15 protein-coding genes are annotated in these 18,774 nt (G+C 63.0%); 7 read left to right on the top strand and 8 right to left on the bottom strand.

The window, feature by feature from the left end; all coding sequences use genetic code 11:
- Nucleotides 1-159: 159 nt before the first annotated feature.
- The 3 genes from A8G18_RS01815 to A8G18_RS01805 form a co-directional block, all read right to left on the bottom strand.
- Nucleotides 160-609, bottom strand: coding sequence for a YdcF family protein (locus A8G18_RS01815; protein ID WP_342433357.1), 450 nt, complete (start codon nt 607-609; stop codon nt 160-162).
- A 330-nt stretch (nt 610-939) separates the two neighbouring features.
- Nucleotides 940-1,710, bottom strand: a complete 771-nt coding sequence (locus A8G18_RS01810) for a hypothetical protein (RefSeq protein ID WP_064062508.1) — start codon at nt 1,708-1,710, stop codon at nt 940-942.
- Between the two features lie 124 nt (nt 1,711-1,834).
- Nucleotides 1,835-5,029 (bottom strand): type I restriction endonuclease subunit R, encoded by a 3,195-nt coding sequence (locus tag A8G18_RS01805; RefSeq protein WP_064062507.1) that lies wholly within the window; start codon nt 5,027-5,029, stop codon nt 1,835-1,837.
- A gap of 135 nt (nt 5,030-5,164) precedes the next feature.
- Between A8G18_RS01805 and A8G18_RS01800 the strand changes: the two genes are divergently transcribed.
- From A8G18_RS01800 to A8G18_RS01785, 4 genes are all read left to right on the top strand, one after another.
- The gene (locus A8G18_RS01800; RefSeq protein ID WP_084421353.1) at nt 5,165-5,653 is read left to right on the top strand and encodes a hypothetical protein; all 489 of its coding nucleotides are present in this window, start codon (nt 5,165-5,167) and stop codon (nt 5,651-5,653) included.
- Nucleotides 5,654-5,684: 31 nt separating this feature from the next.
- Nucleotides 5,685-6,317 carry a DUF4352 domain-containing protein gene (locus A8G18_RS01795; protein WP_064062506.1) on the top strand — a complete coding sequence of 211 codons (633 nt, stop codon included), beginning with the start codon at nt 5,685-5,687 and terminating at the stop codon, nt 6,315-6,317.
- 88 nt (nt 6,318-6,405) lie between these two features.
- A complete protein-coding gene (locus tag A8G18_RS23645; RefSeq protein WP_064062505.1) occupies nt 6,406-7,017 on the top strand; it encodes a DUF2510 domain-containing protein in 612 nt (203 codons plus the stop codon).
- Between the two features lie 52 nt (nt 7,018-7,069).
- On the top strand, nt 7,070-7,582 hold the full coding sequence (locus tag A8G18_RS01785) for a DinB family protein (RefSeq protein ID WP_064062504.1): 513 nt from the start codon (nt 7,070-7,072) through the stop codon (nt 7,580-7,582).
- Nucleotides 7,583-8,094: 512 nt separating this feature from the next.
- Here the strand turns inward: A8G18_RS01785 and A8G18_RS01780 are convergent.
- From A8G18_RS01780 to A8G18_RS01755, 5 genes are all read right to left on the bottom strand, one after another.
- On the bottom strand, nt 8,095-9,267 hold the full coding sequence (locus A8G18_RS01780) for an ATP-binding protein (protein ID WP_064062503.1): 1,173 nt from the start codon (nt 9,265-9,267) through the stop codon (nt 8,095-8,097).
- 814 nt (nt 9,268-10,081) lie between these two features.
- On the bottom strand, nt 10,082-10,507 hold the full coding sequence (locus A8G18_RS01770) for a DUF6508 domain-containing protein (RefSeq protein WP_147290699.1): 426 nt from the start codon (nt 10,505-10,507) through the stop codon (nt 10,082-10,084).
- 234 nt (nt 10,508-10,741) lie between these two features.
- Nucleotides 10,742-11,872 (bottom strand): restriction endonuclease subunit S, encoded by a 1,131-nt coding sequence (locus A8G18_RS01765; protein WP_167352066.1) that lies wholly within the window; start codon nt 11,870-11,872, stop codon nt 10,742-10,744.
- A complete protein-coding gene (locus tag A8G18_RS01760) occupies nt 11,869-13,479 on the bottom strand; it encodes a class I SAM-dependent DNA methyltransferase (RefSeq protein WP_064062525.1) in 1,611 nt (536 codons plus the stop codon). The genes A8G18_RS01765 and A8G18_RS01760 overlap by 4 nt, the downstream gene beginning before the upstream one ends.
- 2 nt (nt 13,480-13,481) lie before the next feature.
- Nucleotides 13,482-15,551, bottom strand: coding sequence for a hypothetical protein (locus tag A8G18_RS01755; protein ID WP_064062499.1), 2,070 nt, complete (start codon nt 15,549-15,551; stop codon nt 13,482-13,484).
- A 176-nt stretch (nt 15,552-15,727) separates the two neighbouring features.
- Here A8G18_RS01755 and A8G18_RS01750 point away from each other — a divergent pair, with 176 nt between their 5' ends.
- From A8G18_RS01750 to A8G18_RS22700, 3 genes are all read left to right on the top strand, one after another.
- Nucleotides 15,728-16,576: an RNase H family protein gene (locus A8G18_RS01750; protein ID WP_064062498.1), complete on the top strand. Its 849-nt coding sequence runs from the start codon at nt 15,728-15,730 to the stop codon at nt 16,574-16,576.
- Between the two features lie 37 nt (nt 16,577-16,613).
- Complete coding sequence (locus tag A8G18_RS01745) at nt 16,614-17,072, top strand: hypothetical protein (RefSeq protein WP_064062497.1); 459 nt, start codon at nt 16,614-16,616, stop codon at nt 17,070-17,072.
- Nucleotides 17,073-17,304: 232 nt separating this feature from the next.
- Nucleotides 17,305-18,462: a hypothetical protein gene (locus A8G18_RS22700; protein ID WP_147290700.1), complete on the top strand. Its 1,158-nt coding sequence runs from the start codon at nt 17,305-17,307 to the stop codon at nt 18,460-18,462.
- Nucleotides 18,463-18,774: the final 312 nt, after the last annotated feature.

Below are 18,774 nucleotides of genomic sequence, written 5' to 3'. Positions count from 1 at the left end.
CCCCCGGATGAGACGCCACTCCTACGCCCGTCCCGCCGTTCCAGAACTGATCGACTCCTTCTTCCGGGACTTACGCTGCGACGATGCCCGCGACGGGAATACGCGCGTCGACCGCCTGCCGGAAGTTGATCATCGCGCGTTCGAGGTGGTCGCGGTTCGTCACGAGTACAGCGGTTCCGGTGGAATCCCCCGTGCCACCAACCAGTCCTTCATCGCCCGCGCTTCGGTGACGCCGTTGCGCGGCACACCACCGGTGACGACGATCGGTGCTTCCGGATAGCGGTGCGCTGCACGCAAAGCCGTGTCGAGACGTTCTTCGAGCACCGGCCTGATCTTGCCGTCCTCGGTGAGTCCGGCCCCGAGCACGACGAGATGCGTACCCCTCGGATTCAGGTCGAGCATCAGCGGAAAGTGCGGCGTGAGCTTCTCGAGCTCGGTACACGCGACAATGAGTGCGTCGATGGTTCCCTGGCACAGCGGGGTGATGGACAGTACTCCGTTCACCACGGTGTCGACTGCCGGCGTCGCCGCCGCCTGCCCTGTCGATCCTCCTACTGCAGCTGTGGCCGCGACTGCCGTCGCCACCACCGTCCGTCGCACAGCTCCCATGCGAGTCCCCCTTGTCTTCTCGGATGTCGGCCGTGCCGCACTGTGCCATCTGGACGCGCGCCTGGGGGAAATCGGGACCGACGCGAGGAAGTCTCACCGCATGCCGCAGCCGGATCGATGACGTCTGACAATCGGCTTTACATCCGCACCACTGGACTATCCATGAACAACAGCGGCGATCGTTGCAAGGCGCACTATTCGTACGTGCCCATATGCCCAGGTGTGCGCACGAGCAGAACGCGAGCGCGTCGACGCAGCCCGTCGCTCGTCCCACAGTCCGACGTCAGCGCGCCCACCGAAGATCTCGCCCGCACCGGAGCAGCCGATGACCTAACACCCGCTGAATTCGTCCTCTTTCAGAACCGACAGCACTGGGTCGCCTTCACCGATCGATGCCCCCACCGAGGGAGCCTGGTCGACGACGACCCAGTTCATGTCCCAAACCTGCGTGCGTTCCTGACCGCTCGCATCGATGCTCGTGGAGTAGAACACGCCCGCAGCCTGGATGGCGTCTTGTGCCGCCTGGAGATTCATGCACACGACATTCGGCATCACCGCGGTGGACGCGACCGCCGCGACCTGCGTGGTGGAGACCTTCGTCGCGGGAGCGGTTTCCGGAGCGACGGTCCGCGCCGTGGTGGCGGCCGACGTCGTGTACTGCGTGGTGGTCGTCGGTGCGGCGCGAGGAGTCGTACTCGCGTCGTCATTCGTGGGTGAGTCCAGCCCGTCCGAGATATCGCCGATGATTCCCATGAGGACGATCAGTCCGGCGACGGCAGCGGCGATGACCACCCCGCGGCGGATCCGCGGGCGCTTCGGCGGCTCGGGCGGCGGTGCCATCACCGCCCGCACATCCCCCGCGAGGAACGCGCGGTGGCCGGCTTCGGCGCGTGCGGCGATCGCGTCCTGCTCGGCCTTGATCCGCTTGCGGCGGTCGCGCAGGGGCTTGCCGATGGCGAGATATCCCAGGCCGGCCGCGAATGCCAGGAACAGGATCGCGTCGGCCACGTTGCCGTTGAGTACTTCTACGATCGCCAGCCACAGCGTGATGGCGGCGAACATCCCCGCTACGACGCGCAGGTAGGGGACGACGAACTTCATGTTTCTCCTTCAACCCGGCACCAGGCCCCGTGTGCCGCTTTCCCGGTCGCACACGCGCTGAATGCCCTCCTGAACTGGTGTCGGAGCGTCACCCCTCGTCGTTACGGGAGGCCGTTGATGGAGGTCATGCGGCCATGGTGGGTGCGATGGCCTCCATCTGCTCGATAACGAGCTTGGTAGCACTGGTACGCCGGTCCGGCGGGTACTTGTAGCGCGCCAGCAAGCGTTTGACCTGCGACCGCAGCTTCGCCTTGACGTCTTCACGCACGCTCCAGTCCGTCTTGACGTCGCGTTGCATGATCCCGATCAGCTCGCGCGCGATCTGGGCGAGCACGTCCTCCCCCATTTCGAGGAGGGCCGCCTCGCTCTGCGCGATCGCGTCGTACAGCGACAGCTCGTGATCGCCGAGGGGCGGATCGAACCGTTGCCCGCGCTTCGCTTCGTCCTGCACTTCCTTGGCGAGCACCACCAACGCGGCGATGATCTCCGCCGAGGTCAACTGGCTGTTGGTGTACTTGTTCATGAGCTCACGGAGCTTCTGCGAGAACGCTCGCTGCCTGACCAGATTGTGACGCGAAACCTTTCGCGATTCGGAGGCGACGAGGTTGCGCAACGCTTCGATCGCCAGCGACGGGTGCTTCGCTTGCACGGTGCGTTCGAGGAAATCACCGTTCAAGTCTGCGAGCGAGGGCTTGGGCATCCCGGCAGCGTCATAGATGTCGAGCACTTCCTCCGACTCGACGGACGCCGCCATCAAGGCCCGCAGCGCACGCTTGACGTCGTCGGGCACCGCGGCGCCGTTCGCGCGTCGCTCCTCCGCGTCACGTTTCGCCATCTGCACGCGCACCTCTTCGAAGAAGCGAGCGTCGCGAGCAAGTGGTTGGACATCTTCATGGGTACTGCAGATCGCCCAGACCCGGGACAGTTGGGACGAGTACTCGCGGTATCGGGTGGCGAGTGTCTTCTCGCCTTCACCGACCTTGTTTCCCGGGTTCTGCTTGTCGCGGAGGAATGCAACGGTAGCGATGACGGTATCGAGCCACGCCCGCGGTCCCGGCGCGTTGCGATGTGCACGCCAGTCGAATCCGTGGAGCATGTTGTCGAGGATCGTCATGCAGTTCTTCACCGCATCGACGGCTTCACCGACAGGCCTGCCGAGCGGCTTGGTGTTGCGGTCGGATGCCGTGTACTCGGCCAGCGCTTCGGCGAGGTTGTCGGCGACCGGCGCGTACGCCACCAGCAGACCGTCCTGCTTACCGCGGAAGGTGCGGTTCACCCGTGCGAGGGTCTGCATCAGCAACGCCCCCTTGAGAGGACGGTCGAGGTAGAGCGTGTGCAACGGCGGGGCGTCGAACCCGGTGAGCATCATGTCCTTGACGATGACGAGTTCGAGTTCGTCGTCGATGTCCTTGAGCCGCTTCTTGATTGCAGCGCTCTCGGAATCGCGGCGGACATGGTCGCTGATCGGCGGCTGGTCGGTGGCGTCGCCGGAGTACACCACTTTGATGCGTCCGCCGGAGAGATCATCGGAGTGCCAGTCCGGGCGCAGTTCGACGATGAGCTGGTAGAGGTTCGCGCAAATCTCACGGGTCGCGCAGACGATGAGGGCCTTGCCCGGCGCGGTCGGATTGTCGTCCGATCCGACGAACTTCGCCATCTGGCTGCGCCGGTTCTCCCAGTGGGTGACGAGATCTTCCGCAAGCAGCTTCAACCGGGCCGGCGCACCGTAGACGGCGTTGATGACAGCTACCGACTTTTCGATCCGGGCGCGCTCGGTGTCGTCGAGGCCGGCGGTCACCTCGTCTGCGGACGAATCGATCTGGTCTTCGGACACTTCCTCACCGAACGAGACTTTCACGAGGCGGCTTTCGAAGTGCACCGGCACGGTTGCACCGTCCTCGACCGCTCGGGTGAGGTCGTAGATGTCGATGTAGTCGCCGAAGACGGCCCGGGTGTTGCGGTCTTCGAAGGAGATCGGCGTTCCGGTGAAGGCGATGAGCGTTGCGTGCGGCAGCGCGTCGCGCAGGTGCCGGGCGTAGCCGTCGAGATTGTCGTAGTGGCTACGGTGGGCTTCGTCGACGATGACGATGATGTTGCGTCGCGCCGACAACTGCGGGTGGCTGAGACCGGCTTCGCGCTCTTCACGGCTCTTGCCGAACTTCTGCAATGTGGTGAAGTAGATGCCACCCGTCGTGCGTCCGGACAGTTCCTGACGAAGCTCTTCACGGCGCCGAATCTGCTTGGGCCGCTCGGGAAGAAGCTGTGAGCGTGCGAAGGTCTCGTAGAGCTGGCCGTCGAGTTCGTTGCGGTCGGTGATGACCACGATCGTGGGGTTGGCGAGCCTGGGGTGGCGGATCACCTGGTTGGCGTAGAGCTCCATCTCCATGGACTTGCCGGAACCCTGAGTATGCCAGACGACTCCGGCCTTGCCCTCCGAAGCGACGGCTTCCACCGTCGATCCTACGGCCTTGGACACTGCGAAATACTGATGGGGTTTCGCGATTCGCTTGACGAGTCCGTTCTCGCTCTCGTCGAATGCCGTGTAGTTGCGGAGCAATTGGAGGAATCGTTCCTGGTTGAACAGCCCGTAGAGCGCGATGTCGAGTTGGTGATGGTCGCCGGTGGGTTCCACGGGTTTGCCGTCGTCGTCGACATTCCACGGCGAGAAGTGCTCGAACGGCGTGAACGGCGTGCCGTAGGCGGCGCCGACCCCGTCGGAAGCGAGGCTGAGCACGGCGAAACGGAAGGCGAGCGGAAACTCGCGGAGGTAGGTCCGCAACTGAGCGTGGGCATCCGTCAATCCGGCATAGGGATTGCCGGCATTCTTCAACTCCACGACAGCGACCGGCATGCCGTTCAGATACAGGACGAGGTCGAAACGTCGCTCATGGTCTCCGCGGATCACGGTCACCTGGCTGGCGACGAACCAATCGTTGGCGTCGGGATCGACGGACACCAGACGGATGGTGGGAGTCACCTGGACCCCGTTGTCGTCCGCGTACGAGACCTTCCGCAGACCCTCGGTGAGGTACTGGTGGATCTGCCGGTTCTCGGTGATGGCGTCGCTCGAACCGGCTGTGGCGACAACGGTCACGGCGTCGTCCACTGCGCTCGGAGGCAGTGCGGGGTTGAGGGTGACTATGGCAGACCGTAGGCGCGCCGGCACCAGCAGTTCGTCCCAGGTGGCGCGTTCGCCCGTGCCGGGAGCGATCTCGCTGCCCGGCATGTGGCGCCATCCGAGTTCGCCGAGGGTCTCGAGCGCCATCTGTTCCCAGACGGATTCGGTGAGTCGACCCGGGAAGTCCAGTACATCTGCCATGCACACAACTTAGAAGCTGATCAACCAGCTAGCGAGACACCCAATCGATAAAGGGGGTTATCAAGCGGAAAATCTGCTCCGCGACGGGTACGGCCGACGATCTGAACGTCCACTTCGAACGATCAGGAGATCGCCGTGACCACTCAGTTCGCTCCTGTGCCCGCCGAGTCCACCGAGCCCGAAGAGCGTGCCACGTCCCGCTTCTGGCCGGGCGTGGTGGTCGGTGTGTGCACCGCGACGGTTGTCGGCGCGCTGACCGCGGCCGGTTTCCTCATCAACGCTCGGATTTCCGCTCCGGCACTGTTCACCATCGACGGCACGATCACCCTGGTCGACGGGTCCACCTACAGCAGCACCCCCGACTTCGAATGCGAAGGTGACCGTGGCTACGACGACATTTCGTCCGCCGCTGCGGTCCGGGTATCCGACGAAACCGGAACGCTGCTCGCCAAGGGATCTCTGACCGGCAGCGTCCGTGAAGACGACTTCTGCACCTTCTTCTTCACCGTCCCCGACGTGCCGCGCGGGGCGTCGTTCTATGACGTCGAGGTCTCTCACCGCGGTTCCGTCTCGTACGACGAAGCCGAGGCCGACTCGGGTGTGCATCTCACCCTCGGCCGCTGAATTCGTTCCACTCACCGAATAGAGGTTTGCCATGACCATGCCCCACCAGCCCGGCGCTCCGGTCCCTCCCGCCGGCTACGGACCCGTCCAGCAGAAGAAACGCAAGAAGTGGCCGTGGATCGTCGGCGGACTGGTTGCCGTCTTCGTCATCGCGTCCGTGTCCGGCGGGGGTGACGACGACAAGCCCAGCACGTCTGCGAAGACGGATACGACGGCGGCTATCGAGGCCGAGGCGCCCGTCGCCGAGGACGTCGTCGAGGACGAAACCGCGACGATGAACACGCCTGTTCGCGACGGCAAGTTCGAGTTCGTCGTCAACGGGGTCGAGACCGGCATCAGCACACTCGGCGACAACCCGTACCTCGCGAAGGAAGCTCAGGGGCAGTTCGTCATCGTCACGATGACGGTCAGCAACATCTCGGATCAGCCGAAGAGCCTCAGCCCCAGCGACCAGAAACTCGTCGACGAGCAGGGACGCACCTTCGGACCCGACACCTCGGCCGCCCTGAACCTCGACTCGGATGTGCCGATCTGGGACAAGATCAACCCCGGCAACACGGTCACCATGCCGGTCGTGTTCGACATGCCGGTCGACGCAGTTCCGACGGCGATCGAGCTGCACGACTCGATGTTCTCCAACGGCGTCACCGTCTCCCTGCGGTAACTGCCTCCCCTACTGCCGGTGCGCCCGAGGAGGGGTCGGGCGCACCGGTTTTCCCCACGATTCGTTCACCGAGTAAGGACCCTGTGCAATGTCGAACGACAAGTCGCCGGCGCCGGCCGGCTGGTACCCGGACCCCCACGGCGGGCAACGATATTGGGACGGGACGACGTGGCTCGATTTCCCCGAACCCGAATCAGGCGACGACGAGACACCCGAGACGACGCGTTGGTTCCGGAAGCGGGTCGTCGTCATGACGTTGCTGGTGGTGGCACTCGCAGCTGTCGGTGGGACGGTGACGTGGAAGATCAACCACGACGCCCAGGTCGCCGCTCAGGCATCTGCGCTGGAAGAAGCGGCGAAGCGTGAAGCCGAGCGCATCGAAGCGGAACGCGCCGAGCAAGAGGCTGCCGATGCGGCGGAACGCGCTTCCCGGGCGTTGAGCGTGACGAACATCGAGGCGAGTATCGAAGAGATGGCGCTCGAGCACGTGAACAAGGGCATGTTCGACGGTCCGGTGCTCTCGGTGACGTGTTCCCCCGTCAACGGCGGCTCCACGGATAATCTCAACGAAACCACCACGGTATTCGAATGTTTCGTGGGCACCGAAGACGTCGGGGGTGGTCGGATGCGGGGTTACAAGTACCACGCGACGATGAACTGGAGCAGCGGTGAATTCACCTACGGGTTCGGGGCGCCGTAGATCGTTCACATGTCTGCTTACTCGGGCGTCGCCGGTCGTGGATGATTCGCATATGACCTCGGAAGCTCTGCCGCCGGCTACGCGCACCCTGATGAAGCAACTCGAGTTGGTCTGGCTGTTCGCCGACCAGCACGTGTTTCCCCGCATCGACGACGCGGCCACGCACTGGGAACCGTCGTCCAATTGCGTCGCCGTCCGACGGGTCGATGGCAGGCTCGTTGCCGACTGGCCCGATGAGACCGCTGAGGTCCTTCCCGAGACCACGATCGCGTGGCTGCTGTGGCATATCGAATGGTGGTGGTCGAACACCCTCACCGTGTGCCGTGGAGGGAGCCCAGTGGCGCCCGACGATCACGACTGGTCCGGTTCCGAAGGTCGCCTTCGAGCTCTGCGCGACGAATGGGCCGGGCTCCTCGAAGCCACCGATCCGGACACCGTCATCGTCGGCCTCATGCCCGATCCCAGCGCCCTCTGGGAGGTCGCCGGATGGGTCAATTTCGAACTGACGAAGAATATTTCGGAGATCAGTCAGATGTTGACACGACGAGCGAACGCGCTGTCCTGATCTTCACGGTTCGACCTACGCAGCCACGATGCCTGCGATCGGAGTACGGGCGTCGACCACCTGGCGGAAGTTGATCATCGCGCGCTGAAGGACGGATTTTGCCGTCTTCCGTGAGGCCGGCACCGAGGACGACGAGGTGCGGGCCGCGCGGATCGAGGTCGCGCATCAGTGGGAAGCGCGTGGTGAGCCGCTCCCATTCCGTACAGAGGACAATCAGTGCGTCGATTGTTCCCCGGCACAGCGGGGTGATCGATAGGGTGCCGTTCACCACGGTGTCGGGTGCGGGTGCTGCCGCGGCCAGCCCCGTCAAAACACCCAGTATCGCTGCGCTGCGACTACTGTCCGGCGCACAACTCCCCTGCGAATCCCCTCGCGATGCGATCGAATGTGGACCGTGCGGGAGTGCGCCAGCATGTTCCGTCCGGATACGGGCGGACCGAAGCCCGAGGAGATGTCATCAGAGGCAAGATCGATTATGGGTATATCTGACAACGGATGAACTGTATGACGTGTCAGTCCTCGGGTTGGCGACGAATGAAGTCGTCCATGCCTGGGACCGTGAAGCCGATCCGGCCGTGTTCCGGAGACCAGACGAGCCCCTTCTTGATGGCAGAGTCGCGAACGTCGCTGATGGCGGAAGTGGACTGACCCATCAGAGCGGCCACGGTGCCGGATCGAGGCGCCTTCTCACCAGTAGCAGCAATGGCACGCATATAACGCCGCTCGCGTTCGGTTGCGCGGTTCCACCGGGAGGGGAAGAAGCCGTTGTCGAGTGCTCGACGTCCTTCGTCTATTGCGAGAAGCGCATCGTCCTCGGTGAACGGCGTTGCCTGTGCCACTGCCCAGATTGCCTTGCCGAACTCTTGAAGGAAGTAGGGATATCCACCGCTGGCATCGACCAGAATCTCGAGGGCGGTGGAAGTAAACGCGCCACCATGGCGCTCTACCGGCAGGCGCAATGCGTCGGCTGCATCAGCATCGGTCAAGGGCCCGATGGTGCTGTACGTAAACTGCCGCTCGGCGTACGAACGCGTATCGGCCAGGACAGCAGGTAAATTGGGCAGGCCGGCTCCCACGATGAAGAACGGCCACTCGCGTTGACTCGCGCGATGCTGGACGGCGAGTAGCGCACTCAGCAGATCCCGATCGAGGTCTTGCATCTCGTCGATGAAGAGCCCGAAGGCAGTCGACCGCTTCTTCATTTCGTCACAAATCGCTTCGACCAATTCTTCGAGGTCCAGATCCAGATCTCCGGTCGCGGCGTGTCCGTCCAGCGCGATCTCCACTTTCGCGGGCCCGAGACCGATACCGAGAGTAAATCCCCGCGACAGCTCGACGAGATGATCAAGTGTCTTCTGCAGCCTGTGGCGACGACTGAAACGACGCAGTCCAGCGGCAAGCTCGTTGCCAAGTTTGGCCCGTACCGCAGCGACACCGGCTTCGTTCGGACGAGCCTCGATGCCGATCACCAGCCATCCCTGGTTCTCTGCGTGCTCGGCGAGCGTATTGAGCAACGTCGTCTTCCCGACGCCGCGCAGTCCCGACAAAATCATCCCTCGGTCGTAGTTTCGAAGCTTGCTACGCGCCACGAGAAGATCGAACTGCTCGCGCTCTGCATCACGGCCTTCAAGAGCAGGTGGTCGAAGACCCGACCCGGGTTTGAAGGGGTTCAGGGCGGGGTCCATATGGGAAATTATAGCGATCTATGGGCACCTATGGAATTTTTTCCATAGGTGCCCATAGATGCCCATAGATTCCTATAGATGGCCATAATCCTCCATAGCTCGCTGGATCGCCGGATCACCACTCTCCACCTACGACAGGCACTATGGAACACATGTTCGAGTTGACGTTGATCAACTCGCGTGGCACCATCCCTGCAACGATCTGAATACAGGTCGACCCCGGAAGGTGCGCCAACACCTGACCCGGGGTCTGGGCACAAGACAGAAGGAACCTGTCATGCACCGTAGGGTGGATTCTATCCACACGCCTATCAGAGGCGTGCACCAGCAATCGGCCGTCTCGGGCCGCTCCTTCACCTGGCCACCAGGTTCATTTCTGACGCTCTGACTGTTCGTCCTTCAACCGCCACGGTCGGAGGGCTCGAGTTGTTTCTTCCGCATCGACGTGCACGAGGGCCGTTCCGGTATCCGAGGCACATCGACGCATTCGTCGCTCGTCTCCCACAGTCCGACGTCAGCGCTCGACGCTGCGAATTTCGGGTGACATTCCTCGGATTCGAAACCGACTGGGCACCAGTATCCTTCGTCTCCGCAGCTGGTGGTGGAGCACCCGATCGTGAGGGTCGACACGAACGACCGGGTCCAGTACAAGCCGCGCGTCCTATGCGACGTGGGGCCAGAAGTGCTGGCCGAGACGGTCTATCGGGGCATGGCGACCGGGCAGCCTTGGGGAAGGGGACGACGACTCAAGGACCCGAAGGGTCTCCGATCGGTCGAGCGCAGCCGCCCGCAGGGCGCCCGCTTTTCGTTTCCGTCAGCTTGCGTTTCCGGTGGTTTCGAGCAGCCGACGTAGCAGACTTCCCATCAAGCCGTCCTCCACGTAGCTCTCGAACGCGCCGACCACATACCGATCAGCTCGAACCGATACGGTCAAGTACCGCAGGCAATCTGCTGCCGACGCATGACCGATCGGGCGCGGATCGGAAAGTTCGAGCACCGCTTTGCCTTCCCAACTGGGCCAATCGAACGGGACGATCAAGCCGCGATCGTGCAGAAAGTCCCATGCCCAACCAACCACAGACAAATCGGCCGATGCCTCGGCGGCCGCAGTGTCGTCGCGAGCACAACTGCTCGAATAGCTATCGAGGTTGGAGACGAGCGATCGCAGCTCTTCCCAATCGCGTGGAGTCATCGCGTCTATCGCCTCGATGAACGGCGCGTCATCCAGTTCAGTACCCATTGAACTCATCTTCCTTCACCACAGCTAGAACAGCGTCACCCTTGTCGATGCGGGCACCCGGCGCGGGCGACTGGTCGACGACCATCCGTCTACGATTATGTCGACGACAAGCAGTCGGTGCGGTGGGTTTCGTGCCAGAACGGAGCCATCTACCGTTTCTCTTGTTCGTGCTTATGCAACCCGCGGGGTCGCCACGATTCGTAGATCCTTTACACATATGGCGACCCAGACCCCTCATATAAGGTTTTCTACAAGCCTTTCCCTGTCTCGTACCCGTAGCTCACCTGACATGAGACGAGGTAGGAGCGCCTCCCGCAAGGAAGCCAACGTCCTGTTTTCATCCCGTAAGGAGCCGAGGTGCTTCAGCAGTGGAGCCGCATCGGCGCCCCACTCGGCCAACTTCGAATCCTCGATCTTCCTGAGGGTAAAGCCGGCAACGTCGGCGGCCGAGAGCCTCTGACGCCCCGACGTGCCGACCATGTGCTGCATAGCGGTCGCCCTGAAACGCGAGCTTGTCGTCAGGAAGAACGCCAGCTCCTTGGGTACGCCCGGTCGCGCTCTGAACACAATGTACTCAGTGGAGCCCAAGGCCACTTCCCCGTCGTCAAGAAAGTCGACGTACCCGACCTTCCGATTTTCAAGGCAAGGAGTTATTCGCGCGAGCAGGGTGTCGCCGTTCATAAACCTAGTTCCGCTCTTCGCTGGTCGCTGGTCCCAATCTGAGACCAGCATGTCGGAAGTTGGAAGATTTTTCATGTCCAGGTACGTCGGCTCGTCCGCTTGAGGTTTCGCGCACTTCGGGTTCAGTTCAAAATACGTATCCAAGCGAATTTGGTCCCCGTAGTCCTCGTCTAACTGAAGTGCGGAGAATCTTGCGGAAAGGAGTGCCTGCGCTACGTCAGCCAGCTCACGGTTCGCGGCGATCTTGTCGTCGAGGGCACCGAGGACCTCGGCGATAGCCCTTTGGTCGGCGAATGGTGGAACTAGCACTTTGAGCTTAGCAATGTAATTTCGGTTCAACATCGGCTGAACACTGCCCGAATCGAAGCCACTGAGATCCATATTCTCAAATAGATGAAATACAAATCTGGGGTGATTATCGTAAAAGTTTGCCGCGTAGAGCGTTGTATTGAGTGGCCAAAAGTCGCCGTCTGACCATGTCGGTACACCAAGGTTCGTTGCACGACCAACCACCATTCCTGGGCCTTTAATAGGACCGGAATCATGCCAGCCTGCGGCGGCACCCGCGCTTAATACTGGGTAGGGGCCTCCACGTCGTTCCCGGGCCGGAAGGTCGAACCCACGCTTCAGTTCGACGACTTCGTTGAGGTTCTTCAGTTCCCATCCGTTAGGAAGATCAATCACTGAATCCTCCCCAACTGCTCCCGCACCACAGTCTGCAACCGTGCCGACTCGTCGAATTGCTCGTACAGTTCCTTCGTCAGCCGCACGATCTTCTCTTCGATCGGCTCACCGTCGTCTTTGAGTGGCGCCGCACCCACATACCGCCCCGGGGTCAGCGCGTAGTCGGCTTCCTTGATCTCCGCCAGACTGGCCGAGTAGCAGAAGCCGGGCTCGTCGGCGTATTCACCCTTCGCCGATTCTCTCCCGCGCCACGAGTGGAACGTGTCCGCAATCTTGGCGATGTCATCATCCGACAACGCGCGCTCCGCGCGATCCACCATGTAGCCCAGGTTGCGGGCGTCGATGAACAACACCTCGCCACGACGGTCGATCGAACCCTTTACGCCGGCAGACTTGTCCTTCGCGAAGAACCACACGCACACCGGAATTCCCGTGCTGCGGAACAACTGTGTCGGAAGCGCGACCATGCACGACACCAGATCGGCCTCGACGAGCCGCGCACGGATCTCGCCCTCGCCACCGGAATTCGAGGACATCGTTCCGTTTGCCATCACCACACCGGCCGAACCACGCGCCGCGAGCTTCGAGATGATGTGCTGAATCCATGCGTAGTTCGCGTTGCCGGCCGGCGGAACACCGAACTTCCAGCGCTTGTCGTCCTCGCGACGCGACCAATCCTTGATGTTGAACGGGGGATTGGCCATCACATAGTCGGCCAGCAGATCGGGATGCAGGTCCTGCGCGAACGTATCTCCCCAACGCTCGGCGAGATTGGCGGTAATGCCATGAATCGCCAGATTCATCTTCGCCATGCGCCAGGTGCGCTCGTTGAGTTCCTGACCGTACACCGAAATGTCCGTCGGGTTGCCACCGTGATGTTCGATGAACTTCTCGGCCTGCACGAACATGCCACCCGACCCGCACGCCGGGTCGTACACGCGGCCGCTGTACGGCTCGAGCACCTCGACCAGAACGCGCACAACACCTGCGGGCGTGTAGAACTCGCCGCCGCGCTTACCTTCTGCGCGAGCGAACTTCTCCAGGAAGTATTCGTACACCTCACCGAGAAGGTCCCGCGCCTTACGCGCACCCTCACCCGTGAAGCGAGTGCCGTTGAGCAGGTCGAGGAGCTCGCCGAGACGTCGCTGGTCGACGTTGTCGCCGTTGAAAATCGTCGGCAACGTACCCTTCAACGACGGGTTCTCCGTCATCAACGCGAGCATCGCCCGGTTGATCAGCTCGCCGACGGTCAGTCCCTCGGTCTCCGCAGTCTCCTGGACACCCTTCGCGTTCTGCGCGAGGTACTCCCAGCGCGCTTCCGCGGGTACCCAGAACACGGTGGACCCCGTGTATTCGTCGCGGTCGTCGATCAGCGAGGCCACGTCCTCGTCGTCGAGTCCGTCGGCGCGCAGTTCCGCTTCGAGCTGCTGACGACGCTCGTCGAACGCATCCGACACGTACTTGAGGAACACCAGCCCGAGGATGACATCCTTGTACTGGGACGCATCCATGGAACCGCGCAACTTGTCGGCGGCCTTCCACAGTGTGTCCTTCAGTTCCTTCATGGTCGACGGTGCTGTGGCCGTCGCCCTCTTCCTCGGTGGCATCTTCACCCTTCCTCCGGGACGGACCCGTTGTGTGCCGTGACGGACAGGACTCCGCGAGTCACGCCGTCGATCATTGTGTCGGTCAGTTCGTTCACTCTGTCGAGCAGGTCCTGCGCCTCACGACGACGCGCGTCGAGATCTCGCAATACCGTGGTCATTGCGTCTACCTGATCGGAATCGAGCATCGGGATCGTCCAGTCGCGCCATCGCCGACCTCCCCGGACGGCTCCCGTTGGCTTTCGGGTGGAGGCCCGCTGCCGCAGATGCCGCGCGATCACCTCGGGCATCAAGCCCTCGGTCTCCCAGGGACGGATACGGAAGGCGCGGGCCGGGGCAAGAACGAGCGACCCACCGTCGGGATCGACCATGACACCGAAGTTCGGCGCAGTGCAGAACACGATGTCGCCCGGCTCTGTGAAGCGACTGTTCGGATACTTGGTGATGTGCGTCAAACGGTCGACGCGTCGCTCACCGAGTCGCTTCTCCCCCAGCAATTCGGCGGAACCGATCACACGCACGTTGCCGTCCGGGCGGATATCGCGGTCGTCGACGCGGTTCCCGGCGATGACCGCCAGCTTCTGGCGCGCCACCAGTTCGCCGGCGGTCGGCATCGACGAGGCAGCCGAACCGTCGTACTCGACCTTCACCTGCAGATCTCCGACGACGCGCCGCGCGTGCTCGTTCACGGTATCCACGAGTGTCATCACGCGACTCGCGACATCTGCGCCGACAGGGACTGGCCGCTCATCGCGCGGCACGACGAGACCGAGGCGGTCCGCAGCAAGCAGACCCGATGTCCGGTGCACAGCTCCGAACGCGAATGCGTGGGCGCGGACAGACTTCCAATCTCCCATCGCAGCAACAACATCGGATACGACATTGTCGATCGTCTCGTGGTCGAGGCTTCGATGACCGACGTCGGCGAGAACCGTCCAGCGATCTGCCGGAGCGGTCCGCTCGTCGGGCGCACCCAGTACCCACATCGCCATCGACATGCCGGGCTTGGTCACCATCAGCCCCTCGGGGAGCCTGACGGCGGCGCGCAGACGATCGGACCGGACGATCCCCGAACGGATTGACAATGCCTCCCGGTCACGGATCGGATCGACGAGAACACTCGCCGGCGCGATCACCACCGCTGTGTGTTCCGGCCCCATCTGAACGGTGATGTTGTCGATCTCCGTCAACACATCCACGGGCGAGTAGCCGAGTGTGGACGGCGACGGATACTGAGTGAGGAACAGCGCCGGCTGGTCCAGCGAGAAGTCTGCCCCGAACCCTTTTGCGGGGCTGGGGTGCCGGCGCCAACGGTGGATGGCCAGCCGCCGTCGCGCCAACCGGGCCGAGGTTGTATCTGCGCGACCGGTGATGACGATCGGCTCCGAGTCTTCGGAGAGATCGCGCCGCAGCGCGACCAGCAGATCGCTGCCGTCGACGGAGGGATCGACGAACGTCACGCGGTCGCTGGAAACCAACGCCGTCGCGACCCGAGTGCACAACGCCAGAGCACCCTCCGCGAGGGCGGAGTCGGCCCAGTCGGCCAACGGCAGCCGGAACCGCTGCGCGATGAGCGCTTCGAAGGCGTGCTCCGGGGTGTAGGCGGCGTCGGCCATGCGGTCGGCATGACGCGCATACGTCGAGAGATGCCTGCCGAGGTCCGACAGCTCTCGATACAAGTAGACGTCGTCGGGGTCCAAGTCGTCGGCCTCGTCGAGAATCTCGTCGTCGTCCAAGCCGATCAGCGACATGCCGACCTGCGCCTTCAGGCACAGCAACGCGGTGAGCCCGGCGAACGCGATGTCGGGATCGGCACCGGTGGGGTGTTCGAGCGCGGCGTAGACGGCGACATCCTCGGCCAGGGTGTCGTTGTTGCCGAGCCCTCGGTCGCGGAGCCAGGAAACTATGTCGTCGGCGGCGAACTTCTCTTGGCGTGCATCAACGCGTGCCGGCTGCGGGAAGGGGCGGTCGCTGTTGCTGTAGCGCTTCGCCCACATCGTCACGACCGGTCGTTTCACCCCGGCCAGGGCCGCGATGTCGCTTTTGGACAGGAGCAGGGTGGGCTCGTCACTCATGGGCGTTCGTCTCCTTCCCTTCCTGCTCCGCGGCCGATCGAGTTCCTGCCGAAATCTACGACAGGCGGCGGACACCGCCGCGCGCGGACTCGATAACCCCCATTATCACGTGATTCATCGACGGCATAGGCAACCGATTTCATGATCGTCATCGACCCCGAAACGAGGAGGACCCGATGCTCGCCGCCATTCACATCAGGCAGACCCATAGCGACGCCGGCCCGCAGATCTGCGCCGCAATCGCGACCGACGAGGACGTCGCCCTGCTCACCCGCGACGGAGACTCCGAGACCGACCGTCTGCTCCTCGGCCTCGACGCGTTCGACGCGCTGTACGCCAAGGCTCAGGCCTCCCCCGCCCGGGTCCACATCTCCGACGGCATGCTGCGTCGCACCTTGAAGAATGTCGCCGAGTCGTTCCCGGCCGTACAGTTCGTCGACACGGCCTTCGGCCCGTTCGGCGTGCTTCTCACTCGCGCATCCGCCACCATCGGGGCACACGTCGCGGCCCTGCTCGCAGCAGACGAAGCACGCCGCGAGGCGGAACTCGAAGCGCGTCCGCCGCTGGTGGTCGCGACCGACGCATCCAAAGCCCGCAATCGTCGCGGCACCGGACTCGGCTGCGTATCGAACGCCGGTGTACATCACATGCGGATGGCCTGCGACGCCCGCTCGATCCTCGAAGGCGAACTCCTCGCGATCGACATGGCCGTCGCTCGCTTCTTGCACCCCAAGCTGCACATCCTCACCGACAGCCGGCTTGCCCTCGCCTGCATCGAAGGCACCTACGAAGGCCGTCCCGAGATCGCGGACGTCGTGGAGCGCATCCGGAATCGGATCAAGGGTCGCACTGTCGAGTTCTCGTGGGTGCGCGGGCACAGCGGACACCCGCTCAACGAGGTCGCCGATCGGCTGGCGGTCGCGGCGAGGCGCTGCCACGACGCGAACGTTTCGCCGGAGGTGGCTTCGACGATCGCGAACAACATCGTCGCTTCGATGAAGAACCCGCTTCCCGAAACCGCTTGACCCGAACAAGTTCCACGAATCTCAAACAGGAGAGCCGATGAGTACTCGAGATTTCGACCAGCGTTACAACGCACATCTGATCGCGGCGCTCGCCGCAAGCGTCGGCATCATGCTCGGCAGCATCGGCCCCTGGGCAAGCTTCATGGCCTTCACCAAGAACGGCCTCGAAGGGGACGGGATGGTCACTCTGATCCTGGGAGTACTGGCGACCGTCGCGATGTTCACGCTGTTTTCCCGAGGATCGGTCGGCCGAAAGGCTATTCGGTGGGTCGCACCCGCCGTGAGTGTGGTCTGCCTCGGTATCGCAATCTACGACATCATGAACGTCTCGTCGCACACTGCCGAGTTCTTCGGAGAAACGATCGGCGTCCAGATCGGCTGGGGATTGTGGTTGGTGGTGATCTCGTCGGCAATCCTGTTCCTGACGTCGACGACCGTCGCGAAGAAACCCCGCAATCGCGATGACATCCCTCCCGGGAGCGAGGTTCGCAACTGAAAAGCGAGGCTCACAACCCGGATGGTCGACCAGCAGGGTTGTGAGCCCCACCTTCAGGTTGGCTGCCTCCCGAGAAGCTTGCTCGGACACAGCAGCACAAGTAGCGAGGCGAGTGAGAGCTACCCTGGCTTTCTTCCCAAAACGGCGTAATGTCGGCCGAAATGCACACCTGCCTGTCAACGGCAGACGCCGGTGGAGTGCATCGCCTCTTCGGGTCCTCCAAGGAGTACGCATGGCACGTAAAATCCGCCCCACTTCGAAGTCACGCAAGACTTCCCTGCCGGACCAATCCACCCGGCGGGTCCGAAACGCCGCTCGGCAGGCACCCCAGCGCACTGCTCCGTCCGGACTGGACTTTCACGAAGCACGGGCGCCGAAGGGAGCAATTGTTGCCGACACCTCCAGCTATCACTACGCCATCAAACCTGTCGCTTCCGGGTGGGAGCTGCGCATCTACGAACGAACCAACGGGTCCGGTGAAGGCCAGAATCCGGGCGGCCACGAGTTGTTCGCGTCCCACTCGAAGACGATGACCACCAAGTCTGCCTGCACAACCCTGGCCCTGGCATTTCATAATCTCGGTGACAGCTTCAACGAGTTCGCCCACGGATATCGCAGCCGATTCAGCCAAGCACTCTTCGAGGTCGAGAACCCCGGCCAGAAGACGCAGGCCCCGAGGGGTGTCAAGACTGCTTCCACGTCGCCCGCTTCTGTACCGGTGGCGACCACTGCCAGGCCGCCGAGAGACGTACCTGAGAGCAACGGTCCCCGGGCGGAGCCGACGTCGGCGCCCTCCGGCGTTTCGGTTTCCAGAGTTTCCGCCACCCGAAAGCACATCGGAACCGCGTCTCCTCGGCGACCGAGCGCCGAAGAACTCCGTAAGGCGGGCGCGATCTCCCGCAAGCGCGTCTATGTCAATCGCGACATCGGGTATTTTCACGCCTCGACACGGTGCAAGGTTGCGCGGAACGTAACTCACTGGTGCACGGCAGGCGACGCATACCGCAGCCATCTGCGACCCTGCCCACGGTGCAGCACCACTTTGGCGATCGACCTCGAGAGATACTTGGAAACGACATCTTCCGGAAGGGGAACCGAGCGACAACCACTACGCCTGATCCAGATCGGCAAGAAAGCTCCCACCGCCGAAGCGGCATCGCGCCGTCGACAGCCTCGTTCGAAGAAGGGAACGCCCGGACGTAGGACAGGTTCCCGAGGAAGCGGCGCAATCCCGTACGGAAACCCGTCGGACATCGACGACATCCGGTTCTCCCATCGGACCGCCGCGGAGTGGGGAACTTCGTCTTTCCGGCAGCACCCCGAGGAGTTCCTCGGGACCCCTACCGATGACGATCACGACTGGCGGGGAAGGAACTCGCTCTACGAGTGATCGTGGAGCGATCCACCTTCCTCGCAGCGCCGAACGAGCGTGCGTGCGCGTGCGGCTCAATAGCCGTACGCGCCGCAAAGATTCGGATCGGTGATATAGCCTTCCTCGCAACCGTGTTGGGTTTGGATGTCACCAGATGTCGGCGGTTCGCCACACAACAGACCGCAGCGATCGGCATTGATCACCGGCGTCCCGTCCGGCCAGTAGCACCCGGTGGAGTTACATGAGTAACCGCGGTCGGACGTAGTACCCGTGGGAGCTGAAGGAACAGCGTTGCGATCGGGAAACGTCACGCCGGTATACGGATTTCGG

Origin of the sequence: Rhodococcus gordoniae (assembly GCF_001646655.1) — a bacterium.
In the GTDB taxonomy this organism is placed as follows: domain Bacteria; phylum Actinomycetota; class Actinomycetes; order Mycobacteriales; family Mycobacteriaceae; genus Rhodococcus; species Rhodococcus gordoniae.
Note: the sequence above shows the minus strand (reverse complement) of the source record. Positions and strands in the feature narration are given on the sequence as shown.